The following is a 16,444-nucleotide window of genomic DNA, read 5'->3' on the forward strand; positions in this document are numbered from 1 at the left end:
TTGTTCAGCAGTACACAACATAAGACTCCCGCTATTCTATGAAAAAAAGCAAAGCAGCCATCGCAGACTGCTTTGCTTTTTCATATTTAAGAGGAACTAGCAGCAGAGGCTGCATCTGGGAAATGATTGTTCCCAATGATTTCACCAGCTGGCACAGAGAGTCCTGTAGCCCCTGATCTCTTGAATGGAAGGAGCGGGAAAACAAGCTCTGCTAAATAATAAGCTTCTTCTAGATGCGGGTAGCCAGAAAATATAAATGTATCAATGCCTAGAGACTCATATTCTAGGATACGTTCTGCTACTGTTTGCGGGTCTCCGACGAGTGCTGTTCCTGCACCGCCGCGTACTAAACCAATGCCTGCCCAAAGATTTGGGCTGATTTCAAGTTGGTCTTTCCTCCCTTGGTGCAATTCCACCATTCGTCTTTGACCTACTGAGTCCATCCTCTGTAACACTTTTTGCGCCTCATCAATTGTTTTTTGATCCAAATGACGAATCAGATGTTCCGCTGCCTGCCATGCCTCCTCTTCGGTATCTCTCACAATCACATGAAGACGAATGCCAAACTTCACCGTTCTTCCTTCCTTTTCAGCCTGTTTCTTCACTTGTGCAATTTTCTCTTTTACTTGTGCAGGCGGTTCGCCCCAAGTTAAATAGACATCTGTATGCTTAGCGGCTGCTTGAATTCCTGCTGCTGATGATCCGCCAAAAAAGACTGGTGGATGGGGTGTTTGAGCTGGTGGGAATAACAGACGGCCATTCTCCGCTTGTAGATGTTTGCCATGAAATTGTACATTTTCTCCTTTCAATAACCGCTTCCAAATTGTCAAAAATTCTTCTGTTGCCTCATAGCGTTCATCATGAGAAATGAACAGCCCATCCCCTTCAAGCTCCTCTTTACTTCCTCCTGCTACCACATTAATCAGCAGTCTCCCGCCTGAAAGACGATCTAATGTAGAAGTCATTCTAGCAGCAACAGACGGTTGCATCAGCCCTGGTCTAAGAGCCACGAGGAACTTTAAATGAGTGGTTTCTGCAGCTAAAGCAGCTGCCGTCAGCCATGGATCTTCACATGATCTCCCAGTAGGCAGTAAGACCCCTGTATAACCAAGCTGATCAGCTGCTTGAGCAATCTGTTTAAAATATGGATAGTCTGCCTGTCTTGCCCCTTTTGCTGATCCTAAATAACGGCCGTCTCCATGCGTTGGAATAAACCATAAAATATTCATAACATCGCCCCCTGTTATTATTCACCTTGATAACTAGTGCGCCACTTGAGCAGACGCTTTTCTAACAGACGTACAAATGAATCTGTCAGCTTACCAACTACTGCAAAGATGATAATTCCTACAAACACTTTATCCGTTTGAGAGAATTGCCTTGCATCCATAATCATATAGCCTACCCCGCTGCTTGAACCCATCAACTCAGCTACCACTAAACCAAGCCAAGCAATTCCTAATGACAGTCTCACGCCCAGAAGAATATGAGGAAGAGCAGCCGGTAAAATCAGCTTTGTGATGCTTTGATACACATTAAACTCTAAGGCGCGGGCCACATCAAACAGCTTATTGTCTACACTGCGAATACCTAGAAAAGTATTAATATAAATCGGAAAAAAAGCCCCAAGTGCAATCAATAAAATTTTCGCCGTTTCATCAAAGCCAAACCAGAGGATGAATAAAGGAGTGACCGCTAAATGTGGAACGGTTCTCAGCATTTGCAACGTCGGATCTACATACTGCTCTGTTTTTTTAGAAAACCCTACGCATACGCCCAGCAAATGACCTAAACCTCCCCCAAGTAAAAATCCACATATCGCTCGATAAAGACTGATGTAAAGATGACCAAACAGTTCACCAGAACGAAATAAATCTCGAAAAGATTCTGCAATCAAGACAGGCGCAGGAAGTACAGTGGAAGAAACGATTTGAGAACCAGCTATGATCTGCCAAACCGCAATAAGTAGAAGAGGTAATACCAGTCCCTTTAACTTATATAAAGAAGAAGCTTTTCTCCTTTTTTTCTTTGACCGCTCAATTTTAGATGCTAAAGCCGGGTTCGAAATAGCTTTCATTTATTCATCTCCTCTTTTAGCATTTTTTCAATAAACGAATTATCTACAACCTGATTGACATCAATTTTCCGCTGGATCGCTTTTGTTTGATATTGAAAATCAGCGGTATGCTGCTGAGCATTGATGATCTTCTTCGAAATGGGCTTATTAAGTGGTTCCGTATTGTTTAATACTTGTGTGACGACCTTCTTATCTAAATTTTTTAAACGCGCATATAGCGTAACAGCCCCTTCTGGATGTGCTTTTTGCCACTTCACTGCATGGTCATATACCTTTAAGAATTTCACTACTAGTTCAGGATGCTGATCAGCAAACTGAGTTCGAACAAGTGTGAAACCTGGAGAATATAAATCGGTCGCTTCCCCATTCACCAGCAGCTTTGCTCCTTTCTTTATCGTTTCAAGTGATAAGAACGGCTCCCAGATCGACCAAGCATCAACGGACCCATTTTCAAATGCTGATATCGCTTCATCTGGCTGAAGCTGAATAATCTGAACATCCTTCGCAGATAAACCTGCCTGATCTAATACTTTGTATAAAAAGTCAAAGCCACTGCTCCCTTTAGCGACAGCGATTTTTTTCCCTTTTAAGTCTTCTACTTTTTTAATCTCACTGTTCTTATTCACTAAAATACCGTTCGCTTTCAGCCCATCCTGAGATAAACCAATTTCCTTAAAATCAATACCGGCTGCCTGACCTGCTATGACAGGTGAGTTTCCAACTTGCGAGAAATCTAATTGATTTGCAGCAAGTCCTTCAAATTGGGGAGGACCACTTTGAAACTCCACCCACTTTACCTTCACTCCTTCTTTTTCAAATGATTGTTCAAACCAACCTTTTTCCTTTGCTAAAAGCAGCGGACTCAAACTTTGCTGAATCCCAATCCGAATTTCTTTCACCTTGTTTTCCGATCCGTCTGCTGCTTGATCACACCCTGCTAAAACAAGGAGAAGACTCAAAAAGATAACGATCATTTGGTTCTTTTTCATGCAATTTCCCCTCCCTAAATCCCTGATCCATCGGTTAGTAACAATTCATCTGTTTTCTCAAATTCTGAAAGCACCTTTTGCCTTAAATGTTGAAAAGCGCTTGACGTTCTATCACGCGGAAAAGGTAGATTCACAGGAAGAATCTTATGGATTCGGCCAGGTCTCGCTTGCATTAGCACAATCTCATTTCCTAAATAAATCGATTCATCAATATCATGAGTTACAAGCATCATCGTTGTTTTTTTCTCCTGCCAAATGTCCAGCAGCACATCCTGCAAGTGTTTTCGTGTGAATGCATCCAGCGCACCAAATGGTTCATCAAGCAATAAGATCTCCGGATCACGAAGGAGTGCTCTCGCAATGGCAACCCGTTGTGACATTCCTCCGGAAAGCTCATGTGGATAAGCATGTTCAAATCCTTTTAATCGAACAATTTCAATCAATTCATCCACTTTGCGGCGTACATCCTGTTGTTTTAAATTGAAATTGGCCGCTATGTTTTCTTCGACCGTCAGCCATGGAAACAGGCGGTGTTCCTGAAAGATAAAGCCCTGTTTCATTCCTGGTTCTGTGATCCGTCTATCTCCTATCAAAATTTGCCCATGATACGCTGTGTCGAGCCCGCCTATGATTTTTAGCAACGTACTTTTCCCGCATCCGCTCGGACCTATTACTGTTATAAATTCACCAGGAATGATGCTCAATCTTAAGTCTTCAAGTACCCGAATGGACTGTTTGTCTTTCCAAAAGGATTTATCCACAATATCAATTGAAATCGTCATTGAAACCTTCACTCCTCTTGCGATCAGACAAATACACAGAAAGGCCCTTATCCCAAAAAAGAGATAAGAGCCTTCGCGTTGTCCGATCAGCTAATCATATTGATTTGTTAGCACCATCCTAAATCATACTAATCATATAAATCAACTCAATTTTATAAAATGGTTATTTTGTCCTTGTATGCTTTTCATCGATTCGATCGTAAATCGCTTCTATTCGTTCCTTGTTACTGTAAATCTCATATTTATTCCGCTCAATTAATATGTCTAATGTGATATCCATGTGTTTTCTGTATTTTTTTCGTTTTTTCTTTTTTTCCATCTTCATCATCCTTTCTCAATTCAAATAAAAAAAAGGCTCTTCACTCATATTTGAGTGATAGAGCCTTCGGTTGACCGATCAGCCATTCTTGTTTGTGTTTTCAGTATGCTCATGTTAATACACACTATTCCTACCTGTCAACTATATTTATTGTTTTTTCAGATTTATCTAAAAAATGATTGACCGAGCAGAGAACAAGATTTATAGTCTTATTAAATATTTCTTATCAAAACAGTTGGTTTTATCTAACAAAAGGAGGATACACACATGTCAGAAGAACGTCCATTTCGTTTAGAAACAAAAGCCATTCACGCAGGTCAGGAACTTGATTCAGCGACCTATTCAAGAGCCGTGCCTATTTACCAAACAAGCTCCTTTGGTTTTAGAGATAGTGATCATGCAGCGAATTTATTCGGTCTTCAGGAACCGGGAAATATTTATTCACGTATTATGAACCCGACAAATGACGTATTTGAAAAGCGTATCGCAGAGCTTGAAGGTGGAATTGGTGCACTTGCTGTTTCTTCTGGGCAAGCAGCGACGACTTATTCTATTTTAAACATTGCAGGAGCCGGAGATGAAATCGTTTCCTCAAGCAGTCTTTATGGCGGCACCTACAATTTATTTGCCCATACACTCAAAAAACTTGGAATTACAGTAAAATTCGTCGATTCATCCAACCTTGAAGAACTCGAAGCGGCGATCACAGACAAAACAAAGGCAGTGTATGCAGAGAGCATTGGAAATCCAAAAGGCGACATTTTACATATTGAAGCCATCTCAGCCATTGCACACAAGCATCATATCCCGCTTATTGTGGACAATACGCTCGCCAGCCCTTATTTATTAAGACCTATCGAGTTTGGTGCAGACATTGTCGTCCACTCAGCGACGAAATTTATTGGCGGTCACGGTACATCAATTGGCGGCGTCATCGTTGATAGTGGCCGATTCCCTTGGGCTGACAGCGATAAGTTCAAAGGACTGACTGAACCAGATCCAAGCTATCACGGTCTGACATATACAGAAGCGATTGGAGAAGCAGCTTATATCACAAAAGCACGAGTACAACTCTTACGTGATTTAGGGGCAGCTCTGTCGCCATTCAACTCATTTTTACTTCTGCAAGGCTTAGAAACATTACATCTTCGTCTTGAGCGGCATAGTGAAAATGCCTTGAAAACAGCACAATTCTTACAGGATCACCCTCTTGTCGATTGGGTAAGCTATCCGGGTCTTGAAAGTCACGAATCCTATGAGCTTGCTCAAACCTATTTACCAAAAGGACAAGGCGCAATCCTCACATTCGGTATTAAAGGTGGACGCGAAGCAGGTAAAAAGCTCATTGATTCTGTGCAGCTTTTCTCCCATCTCGCAAACGTGGGCGATTCTAAATCCCTCATCATTCACCCTGCCAGCACAACGCATCAGCAATTAAGCGAAGCAGAACAAAAAGCGACAGGTGTCACACCAGAGCTCATTCGTTTATCTGTTGGAACAGAAGCGATTGAAGATATTCTTGCAGATCTTGAACAGGCGATTACAAAAAGTCAGTCTGAATGACATAGAAAAAAGCACACGGCTGTGTGCTTTTTTATTGTTTATTAATGATTGAGTAATCGAATGTCTTGGAAAGGATAAAATACAAATGAGGTAGTTCCTTGAATATCACGCTTTGTAAAAAGACCTAAGCCGTTGCGGCTGTCCATTGAATTTTGGCGATTGTCCCCCATGACAAAGTACTTTCCTTTTGGAACAGTCAGAGGGCCAAAATCAGGTGTCAGCAAGGTGCCATCTGCCGCTGCTTTCTTTTTGTTTGACGCTAAGTAAGGCTCCGCCACTTTTTTTCCATTAACATATAGCTGATCATTTTTCATTTCAATTTTATCACCAGGTAAACCAATCAATCGTTTGACATAATGCGTGCTGCGGTCTTCCCCATCAAGAACAATGATCTGTCCCCGTTTATAATCACCGAAATAATCAACCGTTTTATTCACAAACACCCGCTCTGTGTTATGCAGTGTTGGGGACATAGAAGTCCCTTTTACAATGTACGGCGCGAATAAAAAGTTCCGAATGATAAAAACAGCAATAAATGCGATTAAGATGGCTTTGATCCAGCCCCATAATTCTGATTTCTTTTTTTGTGTTTTTGTATTTGTTGTCATAAGCTCCTCCTGAATTCCCCAAGGACGAAATGTGTGTCACCAGCTGCCAGCCGGCGTCACGCTTGTTTCTCCCTAAATATAAACATATTTTGCCAACAAATCAAGCGAAGAGAGAGAAAAAGGCAAGCACCTTTCTGTGCTTGCCCAAAACTCAGTTAGTTAGCAGAAGAATCCGCTTCTTTTTCTTTGTTTGCTTTACCATAGAAATAATCCGATGGATTCACTGGTTTGAAATCAGATAACTTATGGAATCGAAGAAGATCCCTATAGAGCACTTTATCTGAAAGACTTAACTGATTATCAACACGGGCTTTAATCGCCTCTGTCTTTTTATTTTGTTTCACCACTTTACCTGTTTTTGTATCATAAACGGTATTATCAACAAGTGTGTATTTCGGTGTCACATAGTTTCCATTACGGAAGGCAACAGTCTCATCATGCTTTTTAGAGAATAGGTCTGTTCCAAAATTCACGAATTCATTTGAATCAATACCTTGTAAGTGAAGAAGTGTTGGCATAACGTCGACTTCACCACCATACGTATGGTTCACGCCGCCCTTCTTACCAGGAATACGTATCATGAGCGGAACACGCTGGTTTTGTGCATTTTGATAAGGAGTGATTTCTTTCCCTTGAATTTCACTCATTGCACGGTTATGGTTCTCAGAAATACCGTTATGGTCACCATATAATAAAATGACTGAGTCTTTATACATACCTGATTTTTTCAAGTCCTTGAAGAATTGCTCTAATGACTCATCTAAATATCTTGCTGTTTGGAAATAGTTATCGACTGTTTTATCGCCAGTTGTTGCCTTAGCGATTGTCGCATCTTTTTCATCTAAATTAAATGGATAGTGATTTGTCAGTGTCATTAAATGTGCATAAAATGGCTTTTTCATTGATTCTAGCATTGGAATTGATTCTTTGAAGAACGGTTTATCCTTCAGACCCATATTCACAAGGTTTTCTTCATCCATGTTGTAATAGGAAGCATCAAAGAATTGATCAATTCCCATATGTTTATAAATCGTGTCACGGTTCCAGAAAGATTTATAGTCCCCGTGAAGTACTGCACTCGTATAGCCTGCTTTTTGATCTAGGATGGCAGGTAGTGATTGGAAGGTATTTTCACCCTTTGTCACAAATGCTGCTCCCTCTGGCAAGCCAAACATACTATTATCCATCATCAGCTCAGCATCTGATGTCTTCCCTTGACCAGTCTGATGGAAGAAGTTATCGAAATACGTAAAATCATCTTTCCCATGAGCCAGTTTGTTTAAAAATGGAGTCACTTCTTCTCCATTTAATTTGTAGTCGATTAAGAAAGACTGAAAGCTTTCTAAATGAATTTTAATAATGTTTTTGCCTTTTGCTTTACCAAAATACTCTGCATTTGGCTTCGCATAGTGAGAGGACGTATAGTTCACAACATCCGTTAAATCTTCACTGCTTGCATTGGCTACCTGTGTTGCGTTTTGTGCTGCTTGTACCCCGTCATAAATCGTATAGTTATAAACACCTAAGTATTTGACAACATACTTATGATCAAAGGTTCTCGTTAATAATTCTGGACGATCCTTTTCAGCCAGATGAAGGTTTACAAAGAACAGTCCAATACCTGCAGCTACAATCAGCAGTGCAAACGTCTTTTTCATTTGGAACTTCTTCACTTCTGGTCTCCAAATGACAATCGCAATCAAGATGATAATATCAAGGAAGTATAAAAGGTCATGCGGCTTAATGCTTGCTAGCACACCGCCAGTCATGCCTCCCCCAAGATTTCCTGCCTGCTTCATTGTTGAGAAAGTCAAAAAGTCATCAAAGAAACGGTAATATGCTACATTTGCATATAAAAGTGCGGTCATAATAAAATCAATAACAATTAAAACAATGGCAGATTTACGCCCCTTCAAAAAGAGAGCAAGTCCAAAAAACACGATGGCTGAACTAAATGGATTCAATAAGAGAAGCCCCTCTTGAAAAGAACCTTTTACTCCTAAATTAAAGTCCATTTTGTAGGCTGTGTACGATTTAGCCCAGAATAAAAGGACAGCCAAAACAAAAAAGCTATATTTGTTTGCAAATATTTTTTTCATAAAACCTCTTCTTTCTTATCATCGTTCTGATATAAATGAAATCATAAAAAATTTACATTCATTTTGCAAATGTAAATCTTCTTCGCCAAGCATGCCGATGCTCTGTCTCCGCCGGATACATGCGCTCCTTTAATATAACGAATGAGAAGCATCATAAGTTTCAAAAAAAATACGAGTAAATAAAAGGAAAAATATCCATTTACATTAAATTTACGCACACTTCATGTTTTAGTGGATGAAGAAGGTTTTGTAAATCACTCAGTATTACTTTACTTTTTTCATCTATTCGTGTCAAAGTAATTATAAAGAAAAGGAAGAATCACCTAGGCTTTTCGACTCATTTACCCAAATTTATACAAAATTCGATCCTTGCTTCTTTTATTGTGACTCAACCTCCATTAATCCATGTACCTCCCTAAAAAAACAGTTTTAAACAAAAAAAGCTTGATTTCCCCTACTGATGTGCGGTGTGATAAAGAGGTAGAACTTGATCACAACACTTATATGTTCATGACAAAAAAATCAGGCTGGAGGACATCACATGAAGATTAACAAACAAATCAACACTTTTGAAGAAAGATTTTCAGAAGATGTAGTCACTATCATTGCTGTTACAGGACCTTCTGGCGTAGGGGCAGGAAAAGCAGGCCAGGCACCTCTTTGGACCGCTTCTATTCCACTGATTGCTTGGAAAGAAAACGGTCATATCATAACCGAAAATGTAAGACTTTGCTGGTTAACAGATGACGAGGGATTAAGGGAAAAACAGGCACAATTACATAAAGAATCAATCGTTACACTTCAGGTTCGAAAAGGCGAAGGTGAATTCATGCTTGTATCTTTGATCGATACAGACACAAAGGATCAAGCGCTTCAAGAAATTTTAGAAGAAGCCCAAAAGCCTGTGTATTATCATGATGACATACTTGGAACCTTTGAGTTAGTAAAAGGACTAGACTTATTTGAAAAAACGATCCAATGGAGCAATGAAGAGTGCTTTCTCTACTTCAACCTCGAAGAAGATGAAAAAATAAATGACTCTCTTAGAACAGCAAACCAACTTATGCAAGAGCAAGCCAAATGGGATTCTTCTATTAAATCATTTGCCGCGAATCAGCTGATAGATCTAGCAAAGGATTGGCAGGAACAAGACGAATCAGCTGAAAAGCAAGAAGAACTCACACTGAATCAATTTATAAGCCGCATTTCACTTGAAAGCCTGCATGTTTACCCTGAGGGAGAGTTTGAAGTCTACTATCATGACGGTGATTTATTTTGGGGTCATGTCATTATTGTCACAGGAAATATAAATGGCACATTTCATGATGCACACATTGCAGGCTAAAGGCTGGAGGAATAACCCATGGAAATCAAAGCTTTTCAAGAATTAAATCTAATCGGGAAAACGCCAGCCATCGCCAAAATTGGCGGCTTTCGTCCTGATCCAGCTATACACAGCTGGTTTGCCGGCCATTTTTTCATCGATCCTAACCAAGGCTGGCCGACAGATCAAGATGGAGCCATGATTCCGATTTTACAAATTTATTTACCAGAAGTGCCAGGAGGAATAAACGGCTTCAATGAATGTAAGCTGATTCAAATTTTTCTTAATCAGAAAACACTTCCGATTGATATCACCAAAAACGGTGAAGGCTGGAAGCTCATTGAATATTCATCAATCGAAGGTTTAGAAGTAGCTGAAACTCCTGAAGAAGTGAGAGGGCTCAAAGCCTTTCAAATCCAATGGAACGAAAGTGAGCAAAGGGACTTCCCTTGCTGGGAAGAAGCATGGTCATATGTGGATCTAACAGAAGTAAACGAAAGTGAAGAAGCGACAGACCACTTCTTTAATCAATACACAAATTATTCGTTCACAAAAATCGGTGGATATGGGGCGTATATTCAATCCCCGCCCCATCAACAACAAGGCGAATTCATGCTGCAAATCGCCTCAGAAGAAAAACCTCGTTTCATGATTGGTGATAACGGCACGATGTATTTCTATTATGACAAAGAATCAAAAGAATGGTTTATGCACTGGGATTGTTTTTAACGTTTATTGAATGAAACCTTGCCTTCTCCTAAGCGTAATGAATAATATGAAAGGAGGAAGCAAAATGGGATTCATTTTAGACATCTTTTCACTTGCTGTGTATATCCCTTTTCTACAAGTGGATGAAGAGGATATCTCGAGGAACGTAGCACATCTCAAAAAATATAGCTGGTTTCAAGCACTATTACATGATCAAACTTGCAGAGAGCTCATCATTTACGATCCCGATGTTCGACGTGTCATAGGCAGGTTTAAAACGAAGAAACTCCATAAGAAGCGCTACAACTTAAGATGCGAACGTAAATTACTGCAAGCATTACAACGCGCAATGTAAGCTGACAACAAGAGCCGCACTTTCCTGTGGCTCTTTTTTATCAATTGAATCGTTCCTTTTGAAGAAAACATTTGACGCCTGGACAACTCTGCCCGTATATTATGTATAAATCCATCTTTTTCAAAGAAAAGGAGGCCTCACATGCGCTTGTTTAAGAACTGGAGAAAAAAGCAGCCTGCACAGCAAATCACTTCAGAAAAGCAAGAAGACAGCATCCCAATCGACTTCTCCACACTTCCCTTTGGCACAGACACCGTCGATGATTTTTTGTTCAATCTAGACCTGACCTCCAAGCTCATAGATCCCTATAAAGAAACAGATACGAACAAGCTTACCTAGATCTTCGTAAATCCTCATCCAATACTGGATGATTTTTTTATACTCAATGAAAGGTGTATCCAATGAAAACATATTATATCGTCAGACACTGCCAAGCAGATGGACAATCTAAAGATGCAGCTTTAACACCACAAGGCATCACTCAATCTCATGAACTGGCACAGTTTTTTTCCAGCATTCATCTCAATCAAATTATCTCAAGTCCTTATAAACGAGCGATCCAAACTACTGAGCCACTTGCTCATGCAAAACAACTCGAGATAAAAATCGATCAGCGCCTCTCTGAACGTGTATTAAGCAGCAAACCAATAGACGATTGGTATGAGAAACTAAAGCTCAGTTTTACAGACTTACATATGACCTGTGAAGGCGGAGAATCGAGCCAAGAAGCCATGAATCGTATTGTAGAAGCGCTCCACGAACAAACAATATTAGAAACAGATCATACCCTATTCGTCACACATGGCAATATCATGAGCCTGCTTCTTAAACACGCTGATTCAACGATTGGATTCGAGGAGTGGAAGAAACTAAGCAATCCAGATATCTATATTCTGAAATATTTTAGTCCAGGTCATATAGAAGCAAAGCGAATATGGCAATAAAAAACGGCAGAATGAACTCTGCCGTTTTCTCATCTATTGCTTATAATAAAATGCCTCTACCCACTCATACGGTTTCTTACGCTCCGCACACCATTTCATAAAGTCTCTTGTCTCCGTCTGCTGAAACGTCATCCAGTCCGTTAAAAGCTGGTCATAATAGACGGCTTGTTTTTGAACATTCGTACGAGTTCTTTTATCTTGAATTAGCATCATAACACGTTCAATCCCCTGAATTCTCTCTTGATCCTTCTCATAGGTGCTTAAATAAAGATCTTCATGTATATGATGAAACGAATACCACAAGGCCGATAAATAGGTTTCACAAATTTGAACAATCACACGCTGTTCCTTGCTGCCCCCAAGCTCTAGTGCCTTCAATAAATGAGGCAGCCCTTCTCCCTGATGCACAAACAAACCTTGCCAGCGATACGGTCTCACATCCAATGGGTCAACATTCTCCCACGTTTGAAAAACAGGCTGGATCACCCCATTTACCAGCGGATACACAAGCAGATGATGACCATCCTCAAACCGTTCAATCCACTCAAACAGCCAAGCAGCAAATTCACGCTGTACTTCAAAATCGTTCTCTGTCATCTCTTCAATAAAGGCCTGAAGAACGTTTAGCGCATCTTTACGCAGCCCCTGTTCTTTTCTCACACAGTATTGTCTAAAAAGAGGATAATCATTTACTCCCTCGTCTTGAATGATAGCCTGTAATATCGTCTTCGTTTGCATGATCACAACGCCGCCTTTTTACATCCATTCTTTTCTATGTTCATGAATAAATTGAATGTCTTTTTGATAATGTTCAAGATGTCCTTGTTGAATCATATTTTGAAAAGCGATATCCCCCTCACTCGCTTTTCGTTTCATATACTGACATAATCCTTCTAAACGCAGCAGCACCATATCCAAATAATCTTCTGCTATTTCCTCACCATAAGCTTCAAAAAACAGTTTCACTCTATGCTTTATCTGGTATGCATGGTCTAATGAATGATAGTTCACGATGTCTCCTGTTTTGGTGCGAAAAAACCTACTGATAGGTACACATGTATACAAAGTATATGCGATATCCCAAAGTCTTGGACCAGGAGCAGCTACATCAAAATCAATGATACCTACTGGTTTTTCATTATTGAAAATGATGTTGTACATTGCAAAATCATTATGGCACACAACCTCTATTTCGCCAGGCGTATTGTCCATTCGTTCCCAATCGTCTGAAATGGGAAAATCACGAACAGCATCATGATACAGTCTAAGCATTCTCGCTATTTCTTTTAAGGCATGGTGAGAGCACATGTATTCTTTTAAAGGATCATGACCGGCTACGCCTTCAATGAAGGACAATATCTCTCTACCTTGTTCATCAACCCCTAAAAACTTTGGAGCATAGGAGAAATTCTTTTTTTCTAAATGCTTTAGCAGCTTTTGTATATTGATATTGTCTGACTTTACTTCTCGACGAACCGTATCTCCCGAACGATATACGTTTGAGACATTTCCACCTGTCAATAACTCCTCATGATCATTTTGTTTTTTCATAAATTCTCCCCTTAAACTGGGTCACCATGTTGATGTCAGCTAAAGATGTGTATGTACCCACAAATATTCATTTAGTTACACAAAAGTAGTACAACTGTTTTATGTGAATGTGCTGCTCCATTTTGTTTCCTTACATGGTTAAATGTATCTTATCAAATGTTGCAAATCATCTAAAGATTATTCTGCCAAAAGAAGTACATACTCATTATTTTCTAATAGGTTCCTATTTTTTATCTAAATAACTCATTTAAACCACAAAAAAACGTTTTACCACGAGGGTGAAACGTTAGGTTCATGGTAAAACCAATCATGAAACTTTTAATAGATACCGGTGGCCGGGGTCGAACCTGCACTCCGTGATAAATTATTCCAAAAAGGCAAGGTATACCTTCTTAAAGTAAAGCACACGTTAATGAATTAAGAATTAAAGCTCTTCCTGATATATTTCTGATTTTATCGGCTTTAAATTCAAAGGTATTTTAAACTCATGAATACTTTCAATATGATTAAAAAAATGCTCGATATCGTCATAATCCATTGACCATTCTTCTACCACCTTTAACTTTTTTAACTCGCTTGTTGGTTTAAATAAAAATTCACAGTGTAGTTGTTCCATGTGAGAATAATCATCTTTTTCATAAACTGTAAACTGACGTACAAAGTCAAAATGAAATAGTTCCTCTCCTGTAAAATCATAGACACCACACTGAAATAAAATTTCTTTATCTTCTTCGCCCTCAACTGTCTCCTTTGAAAAAGCCTTAAATGTTTCCCAAACCTTTTTTATATCATCGGTATCTTCACCAATGCTATCTTTAAAATAACGTTCAGCATTTTTAACCGTAATCATTACAACACCTCTTATGTACAATTTATATCCAATCCTTCTTCAATTATCCTGCCTCTTTAGTTTAATCATAAGGTAACCATCAATAAAGTAAAAATAATCTCCTTAATATGTTCCTCTGTCATATCGTAAGGCTTTAATTCAGCAATACTTATTCCTTTTGCTGTTAGGGAATTAAGAAAACGCCTTAAAAATTCACAGTCCTAAACAAATAATTCAATAGCTTCCCGAAATGATTCAACATAAGACTTAGTTTCCTTTTCTAAAATTGCCAATTCACCTTGATCTAAAATATTTTTACGTCTTGCCATTTAGCTAGGTCCCCTTTCAGCAGTGAACACGATTTGAAGTAATTTTATTGTGTGAAAAATCAACTAAAAAACAAATAAAAAACGCCCTCCTACAATTTGTAGAAAGACGTTTTAAACGTTGATATTCCTTAATTCTTCTGTGATTGACGATAATAAAGAATATCTAAAACTAGATACCGGTGGCCGGGGTCGAACCGGCACTCCGTGAGGAACACGATTTTGAGTCGTGCGCGTCTGCCAATTCCGCCACACCGGCATGATCATTAAAGAGCGCATCTTATATTAAAAAACAATGGTGCCGAGGGCCGGACTTGAACCGGCACGGTAGTCACCTACCGCAGGATTTTAAGTCCTGTGTGTCTGCCAATTCCACCACCCCGGCAGTCTTTTCAAAAAAGGCGACACCCGGATTTGAACCGGGGATAAAGGTTTTGCAGACCTCTGCCTTACCACTTGGCTATGCCGCCATTATTGGAGCGGAAGACGGGATTCGAACCCGCGACCCCCACCTTGGCAAGGTGGTGTTCTACCACTGAACTACTTCCGCATATCAACTGGGCTAGCTGGATTCGAACCAACGCATGACGGAGTCAAAGTCCGTTGCCTTACCGCTTGGCTATAGCCCAATAATAAAATGGGGCGATTGATGGGAATCGAACCCACGAGTGCCAGAGCCACAATCTGGTGCGTTAACCACTTCGCCACAACCGCCATAGATGTAATGAATTATAAAATATAATTGGCAGGGGCAGTAGGAATCGAACCCACACCGGAGGTTTTGGAGACCTCTGTTCTACCGTTAAACTATGCCCCTATGAAAACAAAAAATGGTGGAGGGGGGCGGATTCGAACCGCCGAACCCGGAGGGAGCGGATTTACAGTCCGCCGCGTTTAGCCACTTCGCTACCCCTCCACTTTTGAAAAACAGTGCCGGCAAGAGGACTTGAACCCCCAACCTACTGATTACAAGTCAGTTGCTCTACCAGTTGAGCTACACCGGCAAATAGTGGTGGCTCGGGACGGAATCGAACCGCCGACACACGGATTTTCAGTCCGTTGCTCTACCAACTGAGCTACCGAGCCAAGTATTCTTTTGAAAAATGGCGGTCCGGACGGGACTCGAACCCGCGACCTCCTGCGTGACAGGCAGGCATTCTAACCAACTGAACTACCGGACCATTTTGGTTGCGGGGGCAGGATTTGAACCTGCGACCTTCGGGTTATGAGCCCGACGAGCTACCGAACTGCTCCACCCCGCGACGATATAAAAGATATGGTGGAGGATGACGGGCTCGAACCGCCGACCCTCTGCTTGTAAGGCAGATGCTCTCCCAGCTGAGCTAATCCTCCGAATAAAAAATGCTGGTGTGTATTCTATAAAAATGGTGACCCGTACGGGATTCGAACCCGTGTTACCGCCGTGAAAGGGCGGTGTCTTAACCGCTTGACCAACGGGCCCTTTATTATGTAAATTGTGGCGGAGAGCAAGGGATTCGAACCCTTGAGACGGGGTTACCGCCTACACGATTTCCAATCGTGCTCCTTCGGCCACTCGGACAGCTCTCCAAATTGGCTCCGCAGGTAGGATTCGAACCTACGACCGATCGGTTAACAGCCGATAGCTCTACCACTGAGCTACTGCGGAATGAAGAAAGCCTGGCGATGTCCTACTCTCACAGGGGGAAACCCCCAACTACCATCGGCGCTGAAGAGCTTAACTTCCGTGTTCGGTATGGGAACGGGTGTGACCTCTTCGCCATCATCACCAGACAATTTAGTGACAAAAGATATTATACTATGTATTGAAAATAAATCAAGAGATATTTTAAAAATGTTCTCTCAAAACTAGATAACAATGTTCATGCTTCACAATAGAATATAGGTTAAGTCCTCGATCTATTAGTATCTGTCAGCTCCACGTGTCACCACGCTTCCACCTCAGACCTATCAACCTGATCATCTTTCAG

The 16,444-nt window shown here is 40.5% G+C and carries 16 protein-coding genes, 16 tRNA genes and 2 rRNA genes; 6 read left to right on the plus strand and 28 right to left on the minus strand.

Translation table 11 applies throughout. The features are described 5' to 3' along the window. Window positions 1-86: 86 nt before the first annotated feature. From ssuD to EV579_RS04955, 5 genes are all read right to left on the minus strand, one after another. Window positions 87-1,229 carry an FMNH2-dependent alkanesulfonate monooxygenase gene (gene ssuD, locus EV579_RS04935; protein ID WP_073204443.1) on the minus strand — a complete coding sequence of 381 codons (1,143 nt, stop codon included), beginning with the start codon at window positions 1,227-1,229 and terminating at the stop codon, window positions 87-89. 17 nt (window positions 1,230-1,246) lie between these two features. After that, a complete protein-coding gene (locus EV579_RS04940) occupies window positions 1,247-2,077 on the minus strand; it encodes an ABC transporter permease (protein WP_133744047.1) in 831 nt (276 codons plus the stop codon). Next, window positions 2,074-3,066, minus strand: a complete 993-nt coding sequence (locus EV579_RS04945) for an aliphatic sulfonate ABC transporter substrate-binding protein (RefSeq protein WP_133744048.1) — start codon at window positions 3,064-3,066, stop codon at window positions 2,074-2,076. The genes EV579_RS04940 and EV579_RS04945 overlap by 4 nt, the downstream gene beginning before the upstream one ends. A gap of 14 nt (window positions 3,067-3,080) precedes the next feature. Next, window positions 3,081-3,848, minus strand: a complete 768-nt coding sequence (locus EV579_RS04950) for an ABC transporter ATP-binding protein (RefSeq protein ID WP_133744049.1) — start codon at window positions 3,846-3,848, stop codon at window positions 3,081-3,083. A gap of 163 nt (window positions 3,849-4,011) precedes the next feature. Beyond that, window positions 4,012-4,167, minus strand: a complete 156-nt coding sequence (locus EV579_RS04955; RefSeq protein ID WP_048240183.1) for an FbpB family small basic protein — start codon at window positions 4,165-4,167, stop codon at window positions 4,012-4,014. Window positions 4,168-4,434: 267 nt separating this feature from the next. Between EV579_RS04955 and EV579_RS04960 the strand changes: the two genes are divergently transcribed. Continuing rightward, window positions 4,435-5,730: a homocysteine synthase gene (locus EV579_RS04960; RefSeq protein ID WP_133744050.1), complete on the plus strand. Its 1,296-nt coding sequence runs from the start codon at window positions 4,435-4,437 to the stop codon at window positions 5,728-5,730. A 41-nt stretch (window positions 5,731-5,771) separates the two neighbouring features. On the opposite strand, the gene lepB is transcribed toward EV579_RS04960, so the two are convergent. Together lepB and ltaS are read right to left on the minus strand one after the other, a co-directional pair. Next, a complete protein-coding gene (gene lepB, locus EV579_RS04965; RefSeq protein WP_133744051.1) occupies window positions 5,772-6,338 on the minus strand; it encodes a signal peptidase I in 567 nt (188 codons plus the stop codon). A gap of 155 nt (window positions 6,339-6,493) precedes the next feature. Then, the gene (gene ltaS / locus EV579_RS04970; protein WP_024427404.1) at window positions 6,494-8,437 is read right to left on the minus strand and encodes a lipoteichoic acid synthase; all 1,944 of its coding nucleotides are present in this window, start codon (window positions 8,435-8,437) and stop codon (window positions 6,494-6,496) included. A gap of 541 nt (window positions 8,438-8,978) precedes the next feature. Here ltaS and EV579_RS04975 point away from each other — a divergent pair. The 5 genes from EV579_RS04975 (at window position 8,979) to EV579_RS04995 (ending at window position 11,768) form a co-directional block, all read left to right on the plus strand. Beyond that, window positions 8,979-9,782 carry a DUF2262 domain-containing protein gene (locus EV579_RS04975; protein ID WP_044335921.1) on the plus strand — a complete coding sequence of 268 codons (804 nt, stop codon included), beginning with the start codon at window positions 8,979-8,981 and terminating at the stop codon, window positions 9,780-9,782. A gap of 18 nt (window positions 9,783-9,800) precedes the next feature. Then, window positions 9,801-10,490 carry a DUF1963 domain-containing protein gene (locus EV579_RS04980; RefSeq protein WP_044335923.1) on the plus strand — a complete coding sequence of 230 codons (690 nt, stop codon included), beginning with the start codon at window positions 9,801-9,803 and terminating at the stop codon, window positions 10,488-10,490. A 64-nt stretch (window positions 10,491-10,554) separates the two neighbouring features. Then, complete coding sequence (locus EV579_RS04985) at window positions 10,555-10,824, plus strand: hypothetical protein (protein WP_044335925.1); 270 nt, start codon at window positions 10,555-10,557, stop codon at window positions 10,822-10,824. A 141-nt stretch (window positions 10,825-10,965) separates the two neighbouring features. Beyond that, window positions 10,966-11,163 (plus strand): hypothetical protein, encoded by a 198-nt coding sequence (locus EV579_RS04990; RefSeq protein WP_044335926.1) that lies wholly within the window; start codon window positions 10,966-10,968, stop codon window positions 11,161-11,163. Between the two features lie 62 nt (window positions 11,164-11,225). Continuing rightward, window positions 11,226-11,768, plus strand: coding sequence for a histidine phosphatase family protein (locus EV579_RS04995; protein ID WP_073204430.1), 543 nt, complete (start codon window positions 11,226-11,228; stop codon window positions 11,766-11,768). A gap of 33 nt (window positions 11,769-11,801) precedes the next feature. Here the strand turns inward: EV579_RS04995 and EV579_RS05000 are convergent, their stop codons facing one another. From EV579_RS05000 to EV579_RS05100, 21 genes are all read right to left on the minus strand, one after another. Next, complete coding sequence (locus tag EV579_RS05000; protein ID WP_073204426.1) at window positions 11,802-12,506, minus strand: hypothetical protein; 705 nt, start codon at window positions 12,504-12,506, stop codon at window positions 11,802-11,804. 18 nt (window positions 12,507-12,524) lie between these two features. After that, window positions 12,525-13,319 (minus strand): phosphotransferase, encoded by a 795-nt coding sequence (locus EV579_RS05005; RefSeq protein WP_133744052.1) that lies wholly within the window; start codon window positions 13,317-13,319, stop codon window positions 12,525-12,527. A gap of 424 nt (window positions 13,320-13,743) precedes the next feature. Next, window positions 13,744-14,169 (minus strand): hypothetical protein, encoded by a 426-nt coding sequence (locus EV579_RS05010; RefSeq protein ID WP_044335991.1) that lies wholly within the window; start codon window positions 14,167-14,169, stop codon window positions 13,744-13,746. Window positions 14,170-14,651: 482 nt separating this feature from the next. Beyond that, a tRNA-Leu gene (locus EV579_RS05015) sits at window positions 14,652-14,733 on the minus strand. A 37-nt stretch (window positions 14,734-14,770) separates the two neighbouring features. Then, a tRNA-Leu gene (locus EV579_RS05020) sits at window positions 14,771-14,859 on the minus strand. 14 nt (window positions 14,860-14,873) lie between these two features. Continuing rightward, a tRNA-Cys gene (locus EV579_RS05025) sits at window positions 14,874-14,944 on the minus strand. A 5-nt stretch (window positions 14,945-14,949) separates the two neighbouring features. Further along, window positions 14,950-15,024: transfer RNA gene (locus EV579_RS05030), tRNA-Gly, on the minus strand. A 7-nt stretch (window positions 15,025-15,031) separates the two neighbouring features. Continuing rightward, window positions 15,032-15,103 (minus strand) — tRNA-Gln (locus EV579_RS05035). Window positions 15,104-15,112: 9 nt separating this feature from the next. Continuing rightward, window positions 15,113-15,188: transfer RNA gene (locus EV579_RS05040), tRNA-His, on the minus strand. Window positions 15,189-15,217: 29 nt separating this feature from the next. Then, window positions 15,218-15,291, minus strand: a tRNA-Trp gene (locus EV579_RS05045). A gap of 14 nt (window positions 15,292-15,305) precedes the next feature. Continuing rightward, window positions 15,306-15,390: transfer RNA gene (locus EV579_RS05050), tRNA-Tyr, on the minus strand. A 15-nt stretch (window positions 15,391-15,405) separates the two neighbouring features. After that, a tRNA-Thr gene (locus tag EV579_RS05055) sits at window positions 15,406-15,478 on the minus strand. Between the two features lie 6 nt (window positions 15,479-15,484). Next, window positions 15,485-15,560: transfer RNA gene (locus tag EV579_RS05060), tRNA-Phe, on the minus strand. An 18-nt stretch (window positions 15,561-15,578) separates the two neighbouring features. Beyond that, window positions 15,579-15,655 (minus strand) — tRNA-Asp (locus EV579_RS05065). Window positions 15,656-15,659: 4 nt separating this feature from the next. After that, window positions 15,660-15,736: transfer RNA gene (locus EV579_RS05070), tRNA-Met, on the minus strand. 15 nt (window positions 15,737-15,751) lie between these two features. Continuing rightward, window positions 15,752-15,827 (minus strand) — tRNA-Val (locus tag EV579_RS05075). Between the two features lie 33 nt (window positions 15,828-15,860). After that, window positions 15,861-15,935 (minus strand) — tRNA-Glu (locus EV579_RS05080). Window positions 15,936-15,952: 17 nt separating this feature from the next. Then, window positions 15,953-16,043: transfer RNA gene (locus tag EV579_RS05085), tRNA-Ser, on the minus strand. 4 nt (window positions 16,044-16,047) lie between these two features. Continuing rightward, window positions 16,048-16,122, minus strand: a tRNA-Asn gene (locus tag EV579_RS05090). Window positions 16,123-16,131: 9 nt separating this feature from the next. Next, window positions 16,132-16,247: ribosomal RNA gene (gene rrf / locus EV579_RS05095) — 5S ribosomal RNA — on the minus strand. 109 nt (window positions 16,248-16,356) lie between these two features. Then, window positions 16,357-16,444 (minus strand): 23S ribosomal RNA (locus tag EV579_RS05100); the annotation flags it as partial.

This window comes from Bacillus sp. BK450, from assembly GCF_004364885.1.
GTDB classification, from domain to species: domain Bacteria; phylum Bacillota; class Bacilli; order Bacillales; family Bacillaceae; genus Bacillus; species Bacillus safensis.